Consider the following 19,285-nt stretch of genomic DNA (forward strand, 5'->3'; position numbering starts at 1 on the left):
CGCAATGCCATGTCCGATGGCCTGGGCACTCACAGTGCCTACTTTCATGCGGCGAGAGCTTGGTGTTTGTGGCAAGTGGGTGAGCAAGAGGCTGCGCGACGGGATTTGGCGGTGGCCCGAGCGCAGGTGGCTGACATGCCCGACCCCGACGATTTGGCGGCCACGCACGCTCGCATGGCTTCTTTATTGGGGCTGATGGGGCAGCCTATCGAAGCGGCACAACATCATCGCGAGGCCGAACGGCAGCACCAGTGGCTGAAAAACCAGCAGGCCGAGTTGTGCGTTCAATTGGCCCGTATTGAGGCTGAACGGGCGCGACTTTTGCAGAAGTCGGGGCGCTGACGGCGCGCGCGGGCACGCAGCGGTGCCCCCGTGCGAGAGCGCCAGCGGCGCCTTAGAACAACACCATGCTGAGCTTGCGCCGGTACTGATCCACCACCGGGTCGCTGGGTGCGACGGTAGCAGGCCCAGCAATCTCCAGTGCGCCTTTGCCCGCAGCGGCTTCAGGGGCGGCCTTGGGCAGGGGCTTGCTCATCAACTCCAAAATGGCGACATAGGTCTTGCGCGCCAGGCTGTCATTCCAGGCCTTGTCCCGCATCAGGATCTCCAGCAGCTCGTCCATGGCTTGCGTGGGTTCACTCTCCACCATCTTGCGCTGGGCCAGGGCATAGCGGGCATCAAAGTCACGGCGGTTGGCCTCAAAGGCGGCGCGCAACTCGGCTTCACCGCGCGCTTGTGGGTAGGCTTCGGCGGCCTTCAGCCATTGCTCCACCGCAGCAAAGCGGGTGTCTGACAGTGTTTTGGCGGCCACCGGGTCAAAGGCCAGGCGGGCTTGTTGGGCGCGCTGCGGCTCGTGCTGCGCCATCTCCAACAGCAACTTGAGGTAGTCCAGACGCGCGGCATCGTTGGCCGGGTCAATGGCCACCGCTTCTTGCAGCTTGTCGAGTGCGCTCAAGGGGTCGGCGCCCTGGGCCAGCATGGCTTCCGCCTCTTCCAGGTCAGCCTCGGCTTCCAGGGCATCCTCGGTGGGCACGTGTTTGTCCAAGAAGCTGCGGATGTCCGATTCGGGAATCGCCCCCACAAAGCCGTCCACAGGCTGGCCTTGCGAGAACATCACGCAAAACGGGATGGAGCGCACGCCAAAGGCTTGGCTGAGCTGCCCGGCGATCTCGGGCTGTTCATCACTGTTGAGCTTGGCCAGCACAAAGCGGCCACCATAAGCAACTTCCAGCTTCTCCAGCACTGGGCCAAGTGATTTGCAAGGCCCGCACCAGGGCGCCCAGATGTCCAGCAGCACCGGCTGCTGCATGGAGGCGTGGATCAGGTCCGCTTCGAAATTTTGGAGGGTGATGTCGATCATGGTCGCGTAGGGTTGCTGGTGCACAAAACGCCGGAAGGCCTGGCTCCTTCCTATATGGGGCCAGAACTTGATGGCACAAGTAAAATCACCGGTTTACACAATGTCGGAGCACTGAGCCTTGAACACTGCCCAACCCGTGGTCGGGATCGTCATGGGGTCTTCCAGTGATTGGGAGACCATGAAGGCTGCTGCCCAGATTCTCGCCGAGTTCGGCGTGGCTCATGAGGCCCGCGTGGTCTCGGCCCACCGCATGCCGGACGACATGTTTGCCTACGCCGAAGCCGCCCAGGCTCGTGGCCTGCAAGCCATCATCGCCGGTGCGGGCGGTGCAGCGCATTTGCCGGGCATGTTGGCAGCCAAGACGGTGGTGCCGGTGCTGGGGGTGCCCGTGGCCAGCCGGCATCTTCAAGGTGTGGATTCTTTGCATTCCATCGTGCAGATGCCCAAGGGCATTCCGGTGGCGACCTTTGCCATTGGCAACGCTGGGGCCGCCAATGCCGCGCTGTTTGCCGTGGCCATGCTGGCCAATCGTGATGACGCCTTGCGGGCCCAGTTGCAGGCCTACCGTGCCCGTCAGACTGAAGTGGCGCGGGCCATGACGCAGGACTTGGTATGAGCGTGAGGGAACGCCAAGCGCTCTTGCCCGGCGCCACGTTGGGCGTGATGGGCGGCGGTCAATTGGGCCGCATGTTTGTGCACGCGGCCCAGGCCCTGGGCTACAGCACGGCGGTTTTGGACGCTGACCCGCACAGCCCCGCAGGCTTGGTGTCGCACCATCATGTGCAAAAGGCCTATCTCGACGCCGATGGCCTGCAGCAATTGGCGGCAGTGGCCCAAGCCATTACCACCGAGTTTGAAAACGTGCCCGCCGAGGCCCTGCGCACCCTGGCCCAAAGCCGCCCGGTCGCGCCCAGTGGCGATGCGGTGGCGATTTGCCAAGACCGCGCGGCTGAGAAGGCCCACATCACAGCGTCCGGCGTGCCCTGTGCGCCCTTTGCGCTCATTGACTCTGACGTCACGCTGGCCAGCGTCAGCGATGCGCTCTTGCCGGGCATCCTCAAGACCGCGCGCATGGGCTATGACGGCAAAGGTCAAGTGCGCATCCAGAGCCGTGCCGAGTTGGCCGAAGCCTGGGCCAGCTTAGGCGGCGTGCCCTGCGTGCTGGAGCAGCGCCTGGCCTTGCACCGGGAGCTGAGCGTCATCGTGGCGCGTGGTGTAGATGGGCAGTGGGTGCACTTTCCGGTGCAGCAAAACCTGCACCGCGATGGCATCTTGGCGGTCACCGAAGTGCCCGCGCCGGATGTGGCGCCAGAGTTGGCGGCTCAGGCCGTGGCCCATGCGGGGGCGATTGCCCAGTCCATGCAGTATGTGGGCGTGCTGTGCGTGGAGTTCTTTGTGGTCAAGGCGACCGATGGCAGCCTGAGCCTGGTGGCCAATGAAATGGCCCCGCGCCCGCACAACTCCGGCCACTACACGATAGACGCCTGCGATGTCTCGCAGTTCGAGCTGCAAGTTCGCGCCATGGCCCAGCTGCCACTGGTGGCGCCACGCCTGCACTCGCCCACCGTCATGCTCAACCTCTTGGGCGACCTGTGGTGGCGAGACGGCGTGGAGAGCCCCCCCGCCTGGGACGCGGTGCTAGCCCTGCCCGGCGTGCATCTGCACCTCTACGGCAAAACCAGCGCGCGACCCGGCCGCAAGATGGGCCACCTGACCCTCACTGGCGCCGATGCTGCCAGCGTGCGGGCCGTGGCCCTGCAAGCCGCCGCGCTCTTGGGCCTGCCCGCGTGGTGAGCCAGCCAGCATGACCGTGCTCCAAGGCGAACGGGCTGAGGCCGTGTCACAAGCGGCCCAATGCTTGGCCGACGGTGGCTTGGTGGCCTTGCCCACCGAGACCGTCTACGGCCTGGGTGCGCGTGCCGACGATGATGCAGCGGTCGCTGCTATCTTCAGCGCCAAGGGCCGCCCGGCCGACCACCCCTTGATCGTGCATGTGCTCGATGCCGCCCATGCCACGCCATTTGCGGCCGCCTGGCCCGAAACTGCCCAGCGCCTGACGGCCGCCTTCTGGCCTGGGCCATTGACGGTGATCGTGCCGCGCAGCCCGGGTTTGGCACATGCCGCCGCCGGGGGCCAAACCACGGTCGGCTTGCGCTGCCCAGCACATCCGGTGGCCCAGGCCTTGTTGGCTGCGGCGGCGCGCCTGGGCGTGCGCGGCGTGGCCGCGCCCAGCGCCAATCGCTTCGGCCGTGTCAGCCCGACCTCCGCCGCCCATGTGGCCCAGGAGTTCGGCGCCGATCTTTTGATTCTGGACGGCGGTGACTGCGAAGTGGGCATTGAGTCGGCCATCGTCGACTGCAGCAGTGAGCAACCCACTCTGCTGAGGCCCGGCGTGCTGACGCGCCAAGCCATCGAAGCCGTGTTGGGCCAGCCCCTGCACGCCCCGGGCTTGAATGCGCCCAAAGCCTCGGGCACGCTGGAGGCGCACTACGCCCCACGTGCCAAGGTCAGGTTGATGAGTGCCGCAGAGCTGCAAGAGGCCTTTACCTTGATGCAACCTTTGAGCGCCACGGGCCAGCCGGTGGCGGCGGTATATTCACGCACCGTCTTTCCGGCGGCCGACTCAAGCGCGCAGTGGCCGCACCGCCGCATGCCTGACAATGCTGCTGATTGCGCGCACGAGTTGTTTGCCGTCTTGCGGGCTTTGGATGAGACCCGAGCCCCGCTCCTCTGGATCGAGCGGCCCCCAGACTCCCCAGAGTGGGAAGGGGTACGAGATCGGCTACAACGCGCCGCTGCGGCCTGACGCAGCGAGCCTAGACTACAACGGAGTTTGTTATGAAATTCGCCCCTTGGGCTTCACGCCTGACGGCCCCTCTTGCTGTGCTGGCCCTGAGCGGCGCCTTGTTGGCCGGCTGCGGTGGCGGCACCTCGCAGGTCGATCAGTTCAAGCCCACGCGCTTGCTAAGTTTTGGCGATGAGCTGAACTTGCTGACGGCCGATGGCAAGAAATACAGCGTCAATGCCTTGGATGCTTCAGACGCGATTTTGTGTGCCAGCAATCCGATGTGGGTTCAGACGGTTGCGGCGACTTACGGATTCACCTTTTCCCAGTGCAACCCAGACAAAAAGACCGAGTTCAAGGCACTGAATCTGGCGACTGTGGGAGCTGGCGTGAACGAAGCTCTCGCCCAGATCGATACCTTCCAGGCCAGCAATAGTTTCACCAACACCGATCTGGTCACCTTGTTTGTCGGCTTCAATGACATTAAGGCGGCCTACGCCAAGTATCCGGCGCAGTCCGAGGCCGCTCTGGTCGCCGAGGTGAAGGCGAAGGGCGAGGCCTTGGCAGTGCGCATCAATGCGCTCACGGCGCTGGGGCCTCGTGTCTTGGTGTCCACGGCGATGGACGTGTCTGTCACCCCTTGGGCCTTGGCTGAAAAGGCTGCTAACCCCGTCACTCCCACCAACCCCGATCGGGCTGCCCTGATGTCCCGCCTGACGGATGCTTTCAACTTGGCCATGCGATTGAAGCTGGTCAATGACGGCAGCAAGATCGGCCTGTTGCTGGCCGATGACCTCTCTCGCACCATGGCCAGCGAGCGCACGCGTTCGGCGTATGGCATTGCCAACTCCACCGTGGCTGCTTGCAGCTCGGCTCTGCCGAATTGCACCACCAAGACCATGGTGACCAATGCCTCTCCGTCCAACTATCTCTGGGCGGATGACACCCGTCCGGGCTACGTGTTTCACAACTCTTTGGCGCAGCAGGCGACCAGGCGCCTGGCGACCCTGCCGTTCTGATCAGCGGCCTCTACCAGTCTGATTCGGACTGAACGCGCCTCAGCCCTTGCGGGCTCTGGCGCGTTTGTCTTCTTGGAGCTTGATGAACAGAATGCTGGCCGCCATGGGCAAGGTGATGCTGTTGGCCACCACCAAGGCCCAGTCCTTGATGGCCCAGCCATAGACTAGCCACAGCGATACGCCCACGGTGAAGGCGATGTAGGTGCTGGCGGAGATGCCCTCCACATTGCGCGTACGCAGCGTCAACCACGCCTGGGGCACAAAGGCCAGGGTGGTCAAGGTGGCGGCGGGGTAACCCAGCCAGCGCAGGCTGTCAGCATCCATGGGTGATCCGGGTTCAGCGAGTGGGAGCGTCGCGGATTGTCCACTGAACCAGGGCGTCAAACGCCGGGCGGCCGGCGGCCGCATTGGGGTGGTTCACGATCGCCACCAGCACATAGCGCTTGCCGCTGTTGGACAGCACATAGCCCGCCACCGCCGCCACATCGCGCAGCGAGCCGGTTTTCAGGTGTGCCCGGCCTTGCGGCGCTTTGGAGCGCCTCAGCGTGCCATCCACCCCGCTGATGGGCAGCGAGCTCATCAGCTCGGCCATCACTGGGCTGGCCCAGGCCTGTTGCAGCAGACGCGAGAGCGCGCCAGCCGTCAGCCGGTTCTCGCGTGACAGGCCTGAGCCGTTGTCCACCACCCAGCCCTTCAGGCCGTCTTCACCCAGACGCCCCACCAAAAAGCGCCGCACTTGCTCGCGCGCATCGTCGGGGGTGATGGGGCCTGTGGGCTTGTCGGCCAGGCCCAGGCTCAAGAACACCTGTTCGGCCATCACGTTGTTGCTGAACTTGTTGATGTCGCGCACCACCTGCTGCAGTGGCGGCGAGACTTGCTCCATCAACAGCCGTGATCCGGGTGGCACCACACCGTCTTTGACCTGGCCGCTCAAGCGCCCGCCCAACTGCAGCCACATCGCCTCGACCATGCGGGCATTGAAGCTGGCGGGGTCGGCATAGGCCATGGAAAAGCTGCGCTCGCCACAGCTCACCGGGTAGCGCCCGCCAAAACGCATCAGCTTGGGCTCGCCCCATTGCGCTTTGACCTGGGCTGACCAATCCTCGCAAGGCACTGCAGCCAGCGGCACGGTGTCGTCCGTGCGCACACCCGCCAGGGGTGGGTCCGTTTGCACCAGGGCCAAGCCGCGGGCCATGTCGGGCGTGAAGGTGTAGGTCACGGCCTTGAAGTTCATCATCAAGGCATCGGGACGCACGTTGTAGGGCTGGCTCGCGTCGTCATCAAAGGCCTTGGGGGAGACGACGGGCAGGCTGAACAGGCTGCGGTCCAGCAGCACATCGCCGCGGATCTCGCGAATACCCAGTTGCTGCACCCGGCGCAGCATCAGCCAAACTCGCTCCAGCACCAAGCTCGGGTCGCCTGAGCCCTTGATGATGAGGTTGCCCTCCAGCACCCCGTCTTTGACCGTGCCTTGCACCCAGACGGGGGTGCGCCAGCTCCAAGCGGGGCCCCATTGGTCGAGTGCCGCATAGGTGGTCACCAGTTTGAACACCGAGGCCGGGTTCACCGGCTCGCGCTCGCGCCAGCCCAGTTTTTGGGCGCCGCTGCCCACCTCATGCACAGCCACCACCAAGGCGCTCTCGGGCAGCTTGGCGCGGCGCAGCGCGGCGTCTACCTCGGCGGGCAGTTCTTGGGCCCAGGTGGCAAGAGGCAGGCTCAGACAGAGCGCTGCCAGCAGAGTTGGGGCGGGGGACCCGCCGGTGCGGCGCAGGGTGTTCAGCATGGCGGCGATGTTCGCACGGCTACACTCCCTGCCTCGATCTCGCACCGACGCGCACCCCCCTTTTCTCCTCCAGACTGTCCTGTTTTGACCCCATGAAGTTGCTGGCACTCGACACCGCGACCGAGCGCATGGCCCTGGCCTTGTGGGACGGCAGCGCCGTGGCCGAGCAGGGCACGCACCGGCTGGCCGAAGGGGGCGCGCAGTCGTCTACCCACCTCATTCCCATGCTGCTGGCGCTGCTGGCCGAGCGCGGCCTGTGCTTGGCCGACCTCGATGCCATTGCCGTGGGCCAAGGGCCGGGTGCCTTCACCGGGCTGCGCACGGCCATCTCAGTGGCTCAAGGCCTGGCCTTTGGGGCGAACAAACCGGTGCTGATGCTGGACTCCTTGATGCTGGTGGCCGAAGCTGCCCGCCTAGAGGCCCCGGTGGCCCCCGGCAGCACCGTCTGGGTAGCGATGGATGCCCGCATGGACGAAATCTATGCCGCAGCCTATGCCCATGACGGCCGCGCCTGGAAGACCCTGGCCGCGCCTGCGCTGATGGACGCGCCCAGCCTGAATGCCGCCTGGCAGGCCTTGCCACCGGCCTGCGTGGCGGGCTCGGCAGCCGCCGCGTTTGGCGAGCGGCTCCACACTCAGGGCCTGCTCACGGTGGCCGGCGTGACCCACCGCGCCCAGGCGCTGCTCGCACTGGCGCGCGCTGCCTGGCAGCAAGGCCCCCCACGGGCCCCGGAAGACGCGCAGCCGCTGTACCTGCGCGACAAAGTCGCCCAAACCACGGCGGAACGCATGGCCCAGCGTCTGGCCAAAGAGCAAGGGGCAGCCGGATGAGTGCACGCCCCAATCCCCAGCAGGCCACCCTGACGCTGCGCCCCATGAGCGTGGCCGACCTGGACACGGTGATGGCCATTGAGCCGCGCGCCTATCCTTACCCTTGGAGCCGGGGCAATTTCACCGACTCCTTGGCGGCCGGCTACCTGGCCTGGATGCTAGAAGCCAGCAGCGAAGCCCCACGCCGCGCCGAGCGCGACACCGAATGCCTGGGCTACTACGTGGCCATGCTGGGCTTTGAAGAAATGCACCTGCTCAACATCACCGTCAAGCCGGAGGCCCAAGGCCGCGGCCATGCGGTGAGCTTGCTCAACCACCTGGCCGAGCGCAGCCGCGAGGCCCAGGTGCACAGCCTGTGGCTGGAAGTCCGCCGCAGCAATGAGCGGGCGCGGGCGGTCTATCAGCGCTGGGGCTTTGCCGAGATGGGGGTGCGGCGGGCCTATTACCCGGCTGCGGGCGGCCAGCGCGAAGACGCGGTGCTGATGAGTTGGCGCCTGATGGAGCCCCCAGGGCTGGGCTCAGCCCAGCCCGCCCCCCGAGGGGGTCAAGAAAACTTGGGGCGGCCCGGCGTTTTCTTGCGCAATGAGGGTCCTGACCATGCGCTGGACTGAACGCCAACAGAGCATCTTGTCGGCCATGGGCTTGAAGCCCTGGGGCCCGGCGCGCAAGGGCGCTGCTGACGCGGCTGCGGCCGTGCCTGCGGCAGCCCTGGCCGCTGAGCCTGCCCCGCCTGCGGTCGCACCGCGCCCAGCCGCTGTGCCGGTGGCTGCCGAAGCGCCTGTTGCACCCGCTGCGCCCGTGGCCCCAGTTGCTACGCGGCCCATCACCGTCCCGCGCGACAAGCCCGCGCCCATGGCGGCCGCAGCAGCTTTGGCGGGGGCGGCGGTGCAGGGCTTGCGTCCCCAAGCGGACAGCGCCCGCGCCGCCGAGATCGCCCAGATGGACTGGGCCGGGCTGCAAGAGGCCGTCAGCCAATGCCAAGCCTGCGGCCTGTGCCAAAGCCGCAAGCAGACGGTGTTTGGCGTGGGCCACGAACACGCGCATTGGATGATTGTGGGCGAGGCCCCCGGTGAGCAAGAAGACCAACAAGGCGAGCCCTTTGTCGGTGCGGCCGGGCAACTGCTGGACCGCATGCTGGCCGCGGTGGCGCTGTCCCGCAGCGAGGGCGACGCCGCCCAGCGCGCCTTCATCGCCAACACGCTCAAGTGCCGCCCGCCGCGCAACCGCAACCCCAGCGCCGAAGAAATGGCCCAGTGCGCACCGTTCTTGCAACGTCAAATTGAGCTGGTGAAGCCCAAACTCATCTTGGCCATGGGCCGCTTTGCCATCCAACAACTGCTAGGCACCGAAGAGCCCATTGGCAAGCTGCGGGGCCGCCTGCACGACTATCGCGGCACGCCCGTCGTCGTCACCTACCACCCGGCCTACCTTTTGCGCCAGCCGCTGGACAAAGCCAAGGCCTGGGCAGACCTGTGCCTGGCCGCGGACACTGTCGAGAAGCTGTCCGCTTGAACGCCCATTGCGTCGGCCCCATAAAGTCTTCAGCACCGAAAGGTGCAGACTTGATCGGGCTGGATTGATGGGGCTGCACCACATTGCTCCCACCCCGCGTCCCTCTTCACCCCCACGGCGGACCTTTGTCATGACCCTGCGCGCTTCATCCTCCGCATTGGCAGGCCTGCTGCTCATCAGCGCCCTGCTGGCCATCACCTCTGCACCCTGGGCGCTGAACCAGCCGTGGCTGAACTTTGCGTTCAAGCCGCTGGCCACCTTGGTCATCATTGCCTATGCCTGGGGACGTGGACTGAGCGATCCGCTGCTGCGCCGCTGGGTGTTGGCGGGGCTGCTGCTGTCCTTGTGTGGCGACATCGCCTTGCTCTGGCCCGAGCAAGGTTTTCTGCCCGGCTTGGTGAGCTTTCTGCTGGCCCACCTGTGCTACCTCTGGGCCTTCACCCGGCGCCAGCGCCTGGCGGCTTGGTGGCCCGCCTTCGCCGCCTATGCGGCCATTGCCGTGGTCGTGCTGTCCCAACTCTGGCCTGGCGTGCCCGGCCCTCTGAAGGGGCCGGTCTTGGCCTATGTCGTCTGCTTAGGCGCCATGGCCGCGCAGGCCGCTGTGTTGTGGCACCAAGGCGAGCCGCGTGGCCGTGTCCTGGCCCTGGGCGGCGCGCTCTTCATGCTGAGCGACGCACTCCTGGCCACCAATAAATTCGCCGGGCCGCTGCCGCTGGCCAGCCTGTGGGTGCTCGGCAGCTATTGGGCGGCGCAGTGGTGTATTGCGAGTGGCCTAGCGTCCAAGGCCTCCACGCTCACTTCCTCTGCTTGACCGGCCTCGTCCACCCCGCAATCGCCATTTGTTTGGCGCGGGTCACGGTGAGTTGGCCTTCGGGCGCGTCGCGGCTGATGGTGGAGCCGCCGCCGATGGTGGCGCCGGCACCGATGGTGACGGGGGCGATGAGCACGCAGTTGGAGCCCACGTGCACGTCGTTGCAAATCACGGTGCGGTGCTTGTTGGCGCCGTCGTAATTGGCGGTAATGGAGCCAGCGCCGTAGTTGACGCGCTCGCCCACCGTGGCGTCGCCCAAATAGGCCAAATGGTTAGCTTTGGAGCCTTTGGCCATGGTGGAGTTTTTGACCTCCACGAAGTTGCCGATGTGAACCTCTTCGGCCAACTGCGCGCCCGGGCGCAGGCGGGCATAGGGGCCGATCAGCGAGCCCGCGCCGACGGTGGCGCCTTCGCTGCCGCCATCGATGTGGGTGTAGGGGTGGATGACCACGCCCGCGCCGATGCTGGCATTGCGGATCACGCAGTGCGCGCCCACGCGCACGTCGTCGTCCAGGCTAACCTCGCCTTCAAAGATGCAGCCCACGTCAATCTCGACGTCGCTGCCACAAGTCAGCGTGCCACGCAAGTCAAAGCGGGCCGGGTCGGCCAGGCGCACGCCTTGCTCTAGCAGGGTGTGGGCGCGGCGGGTTTGCAGGCGGCGCTCCAGGTCGGCCAGTTGCAGCGGGCTGTTGACGCCCAGCACTTCGGTTTCATCGGCCGCGCTGGCGCTAGTGACGGCCACGCCCTCAGCCACGGCCATGGCGACGATGTCGGTCAGGTAGAACTCGCCCTGGGCGTTCTGGTTGTTCAGTGCCATCACCCAGCGCTTCAGTGCGGCGGTGGGCGCGGCCATCATGCCGGTGTAGACCTCGCGGATCTGGCGCTGGGCCTCGCTCGCGTCTTTGTGCTCGACGATGGCCTCAATGCCGCCACTGGCGCTGCGCACGATGCGGCCATAGCCGGTGGCGTCAGGCAGGGTGACGGTCAGCAAGGCCAGCTTGTCGCCGCCGCAGGCCGCTGCGAGGGCTTGGGCGGTGGCGGCTTCGATCAAGGGCACATCGCCGTTCAGGATCAGGGTCACACCGTCGTCGCCCAGGTGCGGCACCACTTGTTGCACGGCATGGCCGGTGCCCAGTTGGGGCTCTTGCCGCACGCTGCTGAGGCCCGTCACGGCCAAGTTGGCCACACTGGCCTCCACCACATCGGCGCCGTGGCCAGTGATGACCAAGGTGCGGGTGGGCTCCAGGGTGGCGGCGGTCTGCAGCACATGGTGCAGCAGCGGCGTGCCGGCCAAACGGTGCAGCACCTTGGGCAGCTTGGAGCGCATGCGGGTGCCTTTGCCCGCAGCCATGATGACGATGTTCAGGGACATAACAACAGCTAAAAAATTAGGGTAGGGTCACAGCCACGTTGTGGGGCTCGTTCTGGACCTTGGGGAACTCGGCCAGCGAGGCCAGGAACATGCCTTGCAGCACGCTGGTGCCGCCTGTGGTGCCACCATTGCTGCGAGCACGGGTTTCGTACAGCGCTTCGCCGCTCTTGCGGTCGCGGATCAGCAGCGCCACTTCACGCTCATATTCCACCTGCCCCCAAGGTGCTACCACGCCCCAGCCCAGGCGCGGGTATTGGCCACCCACGCGGGTGCCAAGGGTCAGGCTGCCCCACAGTGGGTCGTCCCAGGGCGAGCGCACTTGGCGCGAGACCTTGGCGCCAATCTGCACCACCACGTCGGGCTCGCTGCCTTCTGCGGCCGGCACAAACCCGGCGCGGACCAGGGCTTGGGCGGCGGCGTCTTCCAGAGACTTTTGTGTCTCGGGCTGGGTGGCCTGAGAGGGGAGGCGCTCAAAGCGGTAACTGCCCGGCTTGCGCTCGGCCGCCCAGTTGCCAAAACTGGCCACTTCCGCATGGAAGGTGTTGATTAGCGCACAACCGCCTAGACCTGCTGTCAGCAGCAGGGCCGCCAGCGCCGGGCCCATACGCAAAGCGCGGCGACGAGAGGGCGTGATTGCAGTCATGGCAGTCTCCTTCAGAGTTCAGGCTCAGGGCTTGGAATCGTCCCACATCAGCCGCACGGTTTGAACTTCTTTACCTGCGCTGACGGTGGGGGGGGCGCAGCTGTCCTCGTCCTCGTCAAAGGCTTTGTCGCCCTGCGGGTCGGGGATGCCGGTGGCCTTGATGCTCTCGAACGGGTGCAGCTTGCGGTCCATCATGTGCGAGAGCGTGATGTTGCCCATGGCGCTGAACATATTGTCGATGCGCCCGGGGTACTGCTTGTCCCACTCGCGGATCATCTTCTTGGTCAGCACGCGCTGCAGGTTCTCTTGGCTGCCACACAGGCTGCAGGGGATGATGGGGAAAGCCTTGTGATCGGACCAGCGCACCAGGTCGTCCTCGGCCACATAGGCCAGCGGGCGGATCACCACGAACTCGCCGTTGTCGCTCACCAGCTTGGGCGGCATGCCCTTCATGCGGCTGCCGAAGAACATGTTCATCAGCAGCGTCACCACCATGTCGTCGCGGTGGTGGCCCAGCGCGATCTTGTTGCAGCCCAACTCCCGCGCCACGCGATAGAGGATGCCCCGGCGCAGCCGCGAGCACAGGCTGCACATGGTCTTGCCTTCCGGGATGATGTTCTTGACGATGCTGTAGGTGTCTTGCGTCTCAATGTGAAACGGCACCCCCACTTGCTTCAGGTAGTTGGGCAGCACCTCAGCCGGAAAGCCCGGCTGCTTTTGGTCGAGGTTGACGGCGATCAGCTCAAACTTGATGGGGGCCCGCTTCTGCAGGCTCATCAAGATATCCAGCATGCTGTAGCTGTCTTTGCCGCCAGAGAGGCAGACCATGACCTTATCGCCTTCTTCAATCATGTTGAAGTCGGTGATGGCCTGGCCCACCTGCCGGTGCAGGCGCTTGCTGAGCTTATTGGTCTCGAAGGCGGCCTTCTTGGCTTGCTTGGCGGCCAGCTCTTCGGGGCTCAACTCTGGGGTTTGGAGAACGTTGCTCATGGGGAGATCATCAGTCTTTCATGCCGAAGACTTCCACGCCGACGGCATCGCAGTCGGGGTAGACATCAGGCTTTTCGGTGGAGACGCTGGCGGCCCGCACATTGGGGTGGGCCAGCATCAGGGCCAGCACCTCGTCGCACAGGGTTTCTTGCAGGTGGATGTGGCCCTTGGAGACGCGCTCGGCAATGGTGCGGCGGATGAAGTCGTAATCCAGCACTTCTTCCAACTCATCGACCTTGGGCGTGGAAGTGGACAGCGGCACAAAGAGGTTCACATTGATCAGCACGCGCTGCTCGCCCTTCTTTTCGAAGTCGTGCACGCCGATGTTGATCCACACCTCGTAGTCGCGCAAAAACAGGCGGCGGCAATCGCGCAGGCCAGGGTGAAGCAAAGAGGTCTGCATGGTCAGATTAGCCTTGAGGGTTCAATGTCTGTTGCGCCAAAAACAGCACGTCGCGCGGTTGCGCGGCCAAGTGCTGGCCACCGTCCACCAACAAGGTGGTGCCGGTGATGGCGGGGGATTCAATGCAAAAGCGCACCGCCCGCGCAATGTCTTGCGGGGTGGACGAGCGCTGCAGCGGGGTCAGTTGGTGGGCGGCGGCAAACTCGGCCTCGTTCATGGGGCCAGAGACCAGCGTCACCCCCGGCGCCACACCCACCACGCGCACGGCCGGTGCCAGGGCTTGGGCCAGCAGCACCGTGGCCTCGCGCAGCGCGGCCTTGGAGAGCGTGTAGGAGAAGTAATCCGGGTTGGGGTTCCAGAGCTTTTGGTCCAACAGGTTGACCACGCAAGCCTGGCCCCCGCGCTCGGCCACATGCTGGGCCAAGGCTTGGGCCAGCATCACCGGGGCCACCGTGTTGGCCTGCCAGTGCGCGCGCAGGGCCTCGGGCGTCAGCGCCTGGGGGCTGGCGGGGCCGGGCGCGTCATAGTCAAAGCGCGAGGCGTTGTTCACCAGCGCATCCACCCGCCCCAGCGCGGCCACCGCACGCGGCAGCAGCTCGGCGCAGGCAGTGTCGTCGCCCAAGTCGGCCGCTAGCACGGCCACGCGCGCACCCAGGGCCTGCAGTTGGGCCACGGCGTCTTGCACGGCGGCGGCGGCCTCACCGTCTTGGCGCCGCACATGCAGCGCCAGGTCGTGGCCGGCTGCGGCCAGCTCGCACGCAATGGCCAGGCCAATGCGCCGCGCGCCGCCCGTCACCAGGGTGACGGGGCGCTGCGGCGCGGGGGAGGGGGTGTGGAGGGGCACGAACCTACAATCCATGAATGCACAAAACGCCATCGCCCGGCCCTGCGGATGCAGCAGGCGGCGAACCCCACAGTTTAAATGGCCGCCCTGACACCGGGGTGGAGCCCGCACTGCGCACCCGGATTCGTGAGGCCATGGCCGCCAACGCAGGCTGGCTGCCCTTTGACCAGTTCATGGCCCTGGCGCTCTACGCGCCGGGTCTGGGCTATTACAGCAACAGCGGCCGCAAATTCGGCCTGATGCCGGACAGCGGTAGCGACTTTGTGACGGCCCCAGAGCTGTCGCCCCTGTTCGGCCAAGCCCTGGCCCAACAGGTGGCGCAGGCGCTGCAAGCCACCGGCACGCAAGAGGTGTTCGAGTTTGGCGCGGGCTCCGGCGCCTTGGCCGAGCAGGTGATCAGCAGCTTGGACGCCGCAGGCCAGCCTCTGGCGCGCTACACCATCATCGACCTGTCGGGCGAGCTGCGCGAGCGCCAAGCCCTGCGGCTGGCCCGCTTTGGCGAGCGCGTGCAGTGGGCCCACACCTGGCCTGCCGCCATGCGCGGCGTGGTGCTGGGCAATGAAGTGCTGGACGCCATGCCGGTCAACCTGCTGCACTTTGACGGCCTGCAGTGGCTGGAGCGCGGCGTGGTGTGGGACGAACGCACACTCGCCTTTGCCCATGCCGACCGGCCCACGGATCTGCGCCCATCGCTGGAAGACCTGAGCGGCTTTGTGCCAGGCACCACCACCGAGATCCACCCCCAGGCCGAGGCCTTCATCCGCAGCCTGGCCGAGCACCTGCAACATGGCGTGGCCCTGTTCCTGGACTACGGCTTCCCCGAGGCCGAGTACTACCACCCCCAGCGCATTGGCGGCACCTTGATGTGCCACCAAGCCCATGTGGCCGACGCCGACCCGCTGGTGAGCGTGGGCCACAAAGACATCACCGCCCACGTCAACTTCACCGGCATTGCGCTGGCGGCGCAAGACGCGGGGATGCAGATCCTGGGCTACACAAGCCAGGCCCGCTTCTTGATGAACTGCGGCCTCATGCCCCTGCTGGGTGCGGCCAGCGTGCAAGAGCGCGCCATGGCGCAAAAGCTGATCACCGAGCACGAGATGGGCGAGCTTTTCAAAGTGATCGCCCTGGCCTCATCCGAGGTGAGCCTCGATCCCCTGGGCTTTGTGGCGGGTGACCGCACGCATCGGCTGTGAGCGATGCGCTGGCTCATCGTCTTCCTGCTGGCCTTTCTGATCTTCAACCGCCTGGGCACTTGGCTCGGCCGCATCGGCCTAGGACGCCTGCCCGGCGACGTGCGCTTCACGCTCTTCGGCCGCGAGATTTTCTTGCCCTTCGCCAGCAGCATCGTGCTGTCGGTGCTGGCGGCGGGGATCAGCTATATGCTTTGAGCTCTTGCGGTAGTGAATTGCTCGGTACGAGTGTGGCGATCTCTTCCAGGCAAGCGGCATTGCCGGCAATGTTGGCGATAGCGGCCCCAGCGAGCAGGAGCGTGACTTCACAATGGTCAATCAGTTCGGCAATTTCTTCTGGCCTGAACCGTTGCTCAATACGTTGGCCCGTAGACATGCGGCTAATGAGTTGCGCCCCAGTGTGCGTGTAGGCGCAGAAAGTCTTGTAATGAGACTGAGTCACCGCTATGCCTGCGAGCCCAGACCATTCGAGAGCGCTCAGCATGCTATTGAAGGAGGGGAATTTGAGTGTGTCGTTCAGCAGCTTTTCGATCTGGTCTGCCGTCGCGCTGAAGGCTAGCCACTGGCCCCTGATCGCCGCTTCTAACATTGGGCGTGCCAAGGCATATGCAGGGGCGCACAACGGGCGGCTCTGGCTGAGCAATACCAATATGGCCTTGAAGTGATCTTGCGCGACCGCGAGGCAAGGGACAGACACTTGGACCCTCTCGCTGTTTGGGATCTCCATGCCGCCCAGTAGCGCCGAGACTCTGTCGTAGGTTGCCTTCCCGCGATGTATTGATGGGTGCATCAAAGTCCTCAGTCAAGTTGGGTATCACCGCAGAGAATTGTCGCCGACCAAAACTGCATAATCCCTTCAAACCAATCACTCAATGTCGCAGGGGAGCCACCATGTCATTCACGTCACTCATTCCGTCGTTCCTGCCGCACGGAATCAGTTCACGGCTTGACTTCCAAACCCTGCTGGACCAACGCGGTCGGCTGCTGCAAGTCCACACCGCACTGCCCACGCTGGCCTTGATCCCCGAGCGCATGGTGATGCGCGAGGCGGTGAGCCAGCCCTTCGAGTTGGTGATCGACTGCCTCTCCACCTCAGCGCACTTCGAACTCAAGCTTTTGGTGGGCGAGCAGGTCTCGGTCGGCCTGCTGCAACCCCGCGGCCTGTACAAGCCCTGGCATGGTTATGTGTTTGAGGCCGCGCAATTGGGCTCGGACGGCGCACTGGCCCGCTACCGCCTGGTGTTACGCCCTTGGCTGTGCTGCCTTGAGCAAAGCCTCAACAGCCGCGTCTTTGAAAGCAAGACCGCCCGCGACATCCTTGAAGATGTGTTTGCCGCCTACCCAGAAGCGCAGTTTCGCTTTGAGGTGACAGAAGAGCTGCGCCAGCGCAGCACCTGCACCCAGTACCGCGAAAGCGATCTGGCCTTTGTGCAGCGCCTGCTGGCCGAAGAGGGATTGAGCTACCACTTTGAACACGCCGGTGATGCCGCTGAGCTGGCGGGCGCCACCAGTGCGCTGCATACGCTGGTGATCACCGACCGCACGGCCCCACGAGTTGATTTAGGGGACGCCCGCTTCACCGCCCAACACGCCACGGCCTTCATCCAGGGCCAGAAGGACGCCGTCACCGCCTTCAAAACCCAGCGCCGCTTGCAGCCCAATGCAGTGGCTTTGGGGAGCTGGAACTACCGCGAGCTGGTGGGCAGCAGCGCCACCCTGGCGACAGCGCTGGAGCAAGGCGACTTGCCCACGCTGGAGGTCTATGACGGCAGCGGTGCCTATCGCTATGAAAACACCGCCCACGCCCAACGCGCCACCGAGCTGGCCCTGGGCGCGCTGGAGTTGCAGGTCAAAACCTTTGAAGGCCAGGGCAGCACCCGCCACTTTGAAGCCGGCCGCCAGTTCAGCCTGATCGACCACCCGCTCTACGGCGCCGGTTTGACCGAAGGCCTGGGCGGCGTCATCAAGGCCGTGCTGGATGCACCGGCCAGCTTGCTGGGCGCGCGCGAAGACAACCGCTTCACCATTCTTGCGGTAGAGCACCACGCCGCCAACAACCTGGGCTCTGAAGCCGCAGCCCTGTTGGGCCCGAGCGCGATTGAGCGCGGCGGCTACCGCAACCAGTTCCACGCCGCCCCAGCCGCAGCCCCTGTGCTACCCCGCTTCACCCGCAAGCCCACGGCCCCTGGCGCACAGACCGCCTTGGTCGTTGGCTTGGAAGGTGAAGCGCTGAACACCGACCGCGACCACCGGGTCAAAGTCCGTTTCTATTGGCAGCGCGATGACGATGGCAACTCGGGGACATGGGTGCGCGTGATGAGCCCCCAGGCTGGCGCCAACTGGGGCGCGATGTTCACCCCGCGCATTGGCACCGAGGTGCTGGTTGAGTTCATCGAAGGCGACATTGACCGCCCCGTCATCACCGCTGCCCTCTACAACGGGCAAGATCGGCCGCCCTTCTCGGCCGGTGTCGATTCCGGCGTCAACCACCCCGGCACGCTCAGCGGCATCCACAGCCACAGCCTCGATCAATCCGGCTTTAACCAATGGGTGCTGGACGACGCCACGGCCCAAGTCCGCATGCGCCTGATGTGCAGCTACAGCGCGGCCGAAGTGGGCCTGGGGCATTTGATCCAACAAGCCGCTCACACCGCGCAGCGCGGCGCTTGGCGCGGCAGTGGCTTTGAGGCCGCCACCCGCGCCTGGGCCAGCCTGAGATCTGCCAAGGGCATGCTCATCAGCACCACCGCCCGGCCCGGCAGTTACGGCAGCGCTCAGAGCACGCAAATGGACGCGACGGAGGCCGTGGCCCAGCTCAAAGGCGCACAAGACCTGGCCCAACGCCTGAGCCAAGCGGCGCAAACCGGCCAAGCCCAGGCACTGACCGCACACGCCGAGAGCATCCCGGCGCTGATCAAAACCCTAGATCCCGAGCAAGACGGCAAGCTCACCCAGGCCGTCAACGGCCAAGACGCCAAGAAGGCCCAGGGCCGCGACTTGAGCGAGCCCGTTGAGGCCCCCGCCACGCCCACCATCCTGCTGGACACCCCCAGCAGCCAAGCCTGGCTCAGCGACGCCAGCATCGCCAGCTATGCGGGACAAGACCTGGCCCGCGTGAGCCAAGGTGACCAGCACGAAACAGCGGCCCACACCCACGCCACCGTGGCCGGGCAAACTGTGAGCCTCTACACCCACGCCGGCGGCATCACCGCGCACGCGGCGAACGGGCCGGTGTCCCTGCGCGCCCACACCGACGAGCTGCAAATCCTCGCCGACAAAGACGTGACCATCCTCAGCGTCAACGGCGAGATCCACATCAATGCGCAGAGCAAGATCGAGTTGATTGGGGCGGACTCCGGCGTGATCTTGGAAGGCGGGGACATCACCTTTGTGACGCCTGGGACCTGGGAGGCCAAGGGGGCGGCGCAGGCGATGTTGGGGGGCGTAACAGGTGGGGCTGACCTACCAGCGCTGCCGAGTGGCAATGCTGAAGAAGCTCCGCATTGGGTGGCAACTTGCTACCTTGACGCACAAACTAGCGAGCCCATGCAGGGGGTGACTTATGACATCCACCTCGCTGGGGGCGCCAAGCACAGCGGCATACTGAATGCAGCAGGGTTGGGCCAGCATGACAACGTCCCGAATAAGTCTGTGGAGCGGATTGAATATCACCCGCGTGAACCGGACGACGATGCGGCGCATCCCACCTTGAACTTGCTGACAAAAGGGGCCTGACCGCG

21 protein-coding genes are annotated in these 19,285 nt (G+C 65.4%); 12 read left to right on the forward strand and 9 right to left on the reverse strand.

Translation table 11 applies throughout. The annotated features are described in order from the left end of the window. On the forward strand, window positions 1–342 hold a 342-nt coding region (locus tag ACIQ3Q_RS05325), incomplete at its 5' end, for a hypothetical protein (RefSeq protein WP_396267968.1). Window positions 343–394: 52 nt separating this feature from the next. Here the strand turns inward: ACIQ3Q_RS05325 and ACIQ3Q_RS05330 are convergent. After that, entirely contained in the window at window positions 395–1,360 is a 966-nt protein-coding gene (locus ACIQ3Q_RS05330) for a tetratricopeptide repeat protein (RefSeq protein ID WP_396267969.1), read from the reverse strand. Window positions 1,361–1,511: 151 nt separating this feature from the next. Between ACIQ3Q_RS05330 and purE the strand changes: the two genes are divergently transcribed. Genes purE through ACIQ3Q_RS05350 form a run of 4 tightly spaced genes read left to right on the forward strand, consistent with a single transcriptional unit; the run spans window position 1,512 to window position 5,164 of the window. Continuing rightward, window positions 1,512–1,976 carry a 5-(carboxyamino)imidazole ribonucleotide mutase gene (gene purE / locus ACIQ3Q_RS05335; protein ID WP_396268060.1) on the forward strand — a complete coding sequence of 155 codons (465 nt, stop codon included), beginning with the start codon at window positions 1,512–1,514 and terminating at the stop codon, window positions 1,974–1,976. Beyond that, on the forward strand, window positions 1,973–3,154 hold the full coding sequence (locus ACIQ3Q_RS05340) for a 5-(carboxyamino)imidazole ribonucleotide synthase (protein WP_396267970.1): 1,182 nt from the start codon (window positions 1,973–1,975) through the stop codon (window positions 3,152–3,154). Before purE ends, ACIQ3Q_RS05340 begins: the two co-directional genes overlap by 4 nt. A 10-nt stretch (window positions 3,155–3,164) precedes the next feature. After that, entirely contained in the window at window positions 3,165–4,166 is a 1,002-nt protein-coding gene (locus ACIQ3Q_RS05345) for an L-threonylcarbamoyladenylate synthase (protein WP_396267971.1), read from the forward strand. A gap of 32 nt (window positions 4,167–4,198) precedes the next feature. Further along, window positions 4,199–5,164 carry an SGNH/GDSL hydrolase family protein gene (locus ACIQ3Q_RS05350; protein ID WP_396267972.1) on the forward strand — a complete coding sequence of 322 codons (966 nt, stop codon included), beginning with the start codon at window positions 4,199–4,201 and terminating at the stop codon, window positions 5,162–5,164. Between the two features lie 39 nt (window positions 5,165–5,203). Here the strand turns inward: ACIQ3Q_RS05350 and ACIQ3Q_RS05355 are convergent, their stop codons facing one another. Further along, window positions 5,204–5,488, reverse strand: coding sequence for a SemiSWEET transporter (locus tag ACIQ3Q_RS05355; protein WP_396267973.1), 285 nt, complete (start codon window positions 5,486–5,488; stop codon window positions 5,204–5,206). 13 nt (window positions 5,489–5,501) lie between these two features. Next, the gene (gene dacB, locus ACIQ3Q_RS05360) at window positions 5,502–6,947 is read right to left on the reverse strand and encodes a D-alanyl-D-alanine carboxypeptidase/D-alanyl-D-alanine-endopeptidase (RefSeq protein ID WP_396267974.1); all 1,446 of its coding nucleotides are present in this window, start codon (window positions 6,945–6,947) and stop codon (window positions 5,502–5,504) included. Between the two features lie 92 nt (window positions 6,948–7,039). Between dacB and tsaB the strand changes: the two genes are divergently transcribed. The 4 genes from tsaB to ACIQ3Q_RS05380 all read left to right on the forward strand — a co-directional run bounded on the left by tsaB (window position 7,040) and on the right by ACIQ3Q_RS05380 (window position 10,100). Next, window positions 7,040–7,777, forward strand: coding sequence for a tRNA (adenosine(37)-N6)-threonylcarbamoyltransferase complex dimerization subunit type 1 TsaB (gene tsaB / locus ACIQ3Q_RS05365; protein WP_396267975.1), 738 nt, complete (start codon window positions 7,040–7,042; stop codon window positions 7,775–7,777). Further along, window positions 7,774–8,388 (forward strand): ribosomal protein S18-alanine N-acetyltransferase, encoded by a 615-nt coding sequence (gene rimI / locus ACIQ3Q_RS05370; RefSeq protein WP_396267976.1) that lies wholly within the window; start codon window positions 7,774–7,776, stop codon window positions 8,386–8,388. Before tsaB ends, rimI begins: the two co-directional genes overlap by 4 nt. Further along, on the forward strand, window positions 8,375–9,289 hold the full coding sequence (locus ACIQ3Q_RS05375; protein ID WP_396267977.1) for a uracil-DNA glycosylase family protein: 915 nt from the start codon (window positions 8,375–8,377) through the stop codon (window positions 9,287–9,289). Before rimI ends, ACIQ3Q_RS05375 begins: the two co-directional genes overlap by 14 nt. Window positions 9,290–9,419: 130 nt before the next feature. Further along, entirely contained in the window at window positions 9,420–10,100 is a 681-nt protein-coding gene (locus ACIQ3Q_RS05380) for a lysoplasmalogenase (RefSeq protein ID WP_396267978.1), read from the forward strand. Here ACIQ3Q_RS05380 and glmU read toward each other — a convergent pair. The 5 genes from glmU to ACIQ3Q_RS05405 are packed head-to-tail and all read right to left on the reverse strand — an operon-like array spanning window position 10,084 to window position 14,352. Then, complete coding sequence (glmU, locus tag ACIQ3Q_RS05385; protein ID WP_396267979.1) at window positions 10,084–11,472, reverse strand: bifunctional UDP-N-acetylglucosamine diphosphorylase/glucosamine-1-phosphate N-acetyltransferase GlmU; 1,389 nt, start codon at window positions 11,470–11,472, stop codon at window positions 10,084–10,086. The genes ACIQ3Q_RS05380 and glmU overlap by 17 nt on opposite strands. A gap of 16 nt (window positions 11,473–11,488) precedes the next feature. Continuing rightward, a complete protein-coding gene (locus ACIQ3Q_RS05390; RefSeq protein WP_396267980.1) occupies window positions 11,489–12,115 on the reverse strand; it encodes a DUF4136 domain-containing protein in 627 nt (208 codons plus the stop codon). 24 nt (window positions 12,116–12,139) lie between these two features. Then, the gene (gene ttcA, locus ACIQ3Q_RS05395) at window positions 12,140–13,105 is read right to left on the reverse strand and encodes a tRNA 2-thiocytidine(32) synthetase TtcA (protein ID WP_396267981.1); all 966 of its coding nucleotides are present in this window, start codon (window positions 13,103–13,105) and stop codon (window positions 12,140–12,142) included. A 10-nt stretch (window positions 13,106–13,115) separates the two neighbouring features. Then, window positions 13,116–13,508, reverse strand: a complete 393-nt coding sequence (locus tag ACIQ3Q_RS05400; protein ID WP_396267982.1) for a dihydroneopterin aldolase — start codon at window positions 13,506–13,508, stop codon at window positions 13,116–13,118. 7 nt (window positions 13,509–13,515) lie between these two features. Further along, window positions 13,516–14,352: an SDR family oxidoreductase gene (locus tag ACIQ3Q_RS05405; RefSeq protein WP_396267983.1), complete on the reverse strand. Its 837-nt coding sequence runs from the start codon at window positions 14,350–14,352 to the stop codon at window positions 13,516–13,518. A 17-nt stretch (window positions 14,353–14,369) separates the two neighbouring features. Here ACIQ3Q_RS05405 and ACIQ3Q_RS05410 point away from each other — a divergent pair, with 17 nt between their 5' ends. Further along, window positions 14,370–15,548 carry a class I SAM-dependent methyltransferase gene (locus tag ACIQ3Q_RS05410; protein WP_396267984.1) on the forward strand — a complete coding sequence of 393 codons (1,179 nt, stop codon included), beginning with the start codon at window positions 14,370–14,372 and terminating at the stop codon, window positions 15,546–15,548. Between the two features lie 3 nt (window positions 15,549–15,551). Beyond that, on the forward strand, window positions 15,552–15,743 hold the full coding sequence (locus ACIQ3Q_RS05415; RefSeq protein ID WP_396267985.1) for a DUF2905 domain-containing protein: 192 nt from the start codon (window positions 15,552–15,554) through the stop codon (window positions 15,741–15,743). Here the strand turns inward: ACIQ3Q_RS05415 and ACIQ3Q_RS05420 are convergent. Next, complete coding sequence (locus ACIQ3Q_RS05420; RefSeq protein ID WP_396267986.1) at window positions 15,727–16,242, reverse strand: DUF6988 family protein; 516 nt, start codon at window positions 16,240–16,242, stop codon at window positions 15,727–15,729. The two genes, ACIQ3Q_RS05415 and ACIQ3Q_RS05420, sit on opposite strands and share 17 nt — an antisense overlap. Window positions 16,243–16,436: 194 nt before the next feature. On the opposite strand from ACIQ3Q_RS05420, the gene ACIQ3Q_RS05425 reads away from it, so the two are divergent. Continuing rightward, on the forward strand, window positions 16,437–19,280 hold the full coding sequence (locus tag ACIQ3Q_RS05425) for a type VI secretion system Vgr family protein (protein WP_396267987.1): 2,844 nt from the start codon (window positions 16,437–16,439) through the stop codon (window positions 19,278–19,280). Window positions 19,281–19,285: the final 5 nt, after the last annotated feature.

Origin of the sequence: Ideonella sp. (assembly GCF_044358605.1) — a bacterium.
Lineage (GTDB): Bacteria > Pseudomonadota > Gammaproteobacteria > Burkholderiales > Burkholderiaceae_C > Ideonella.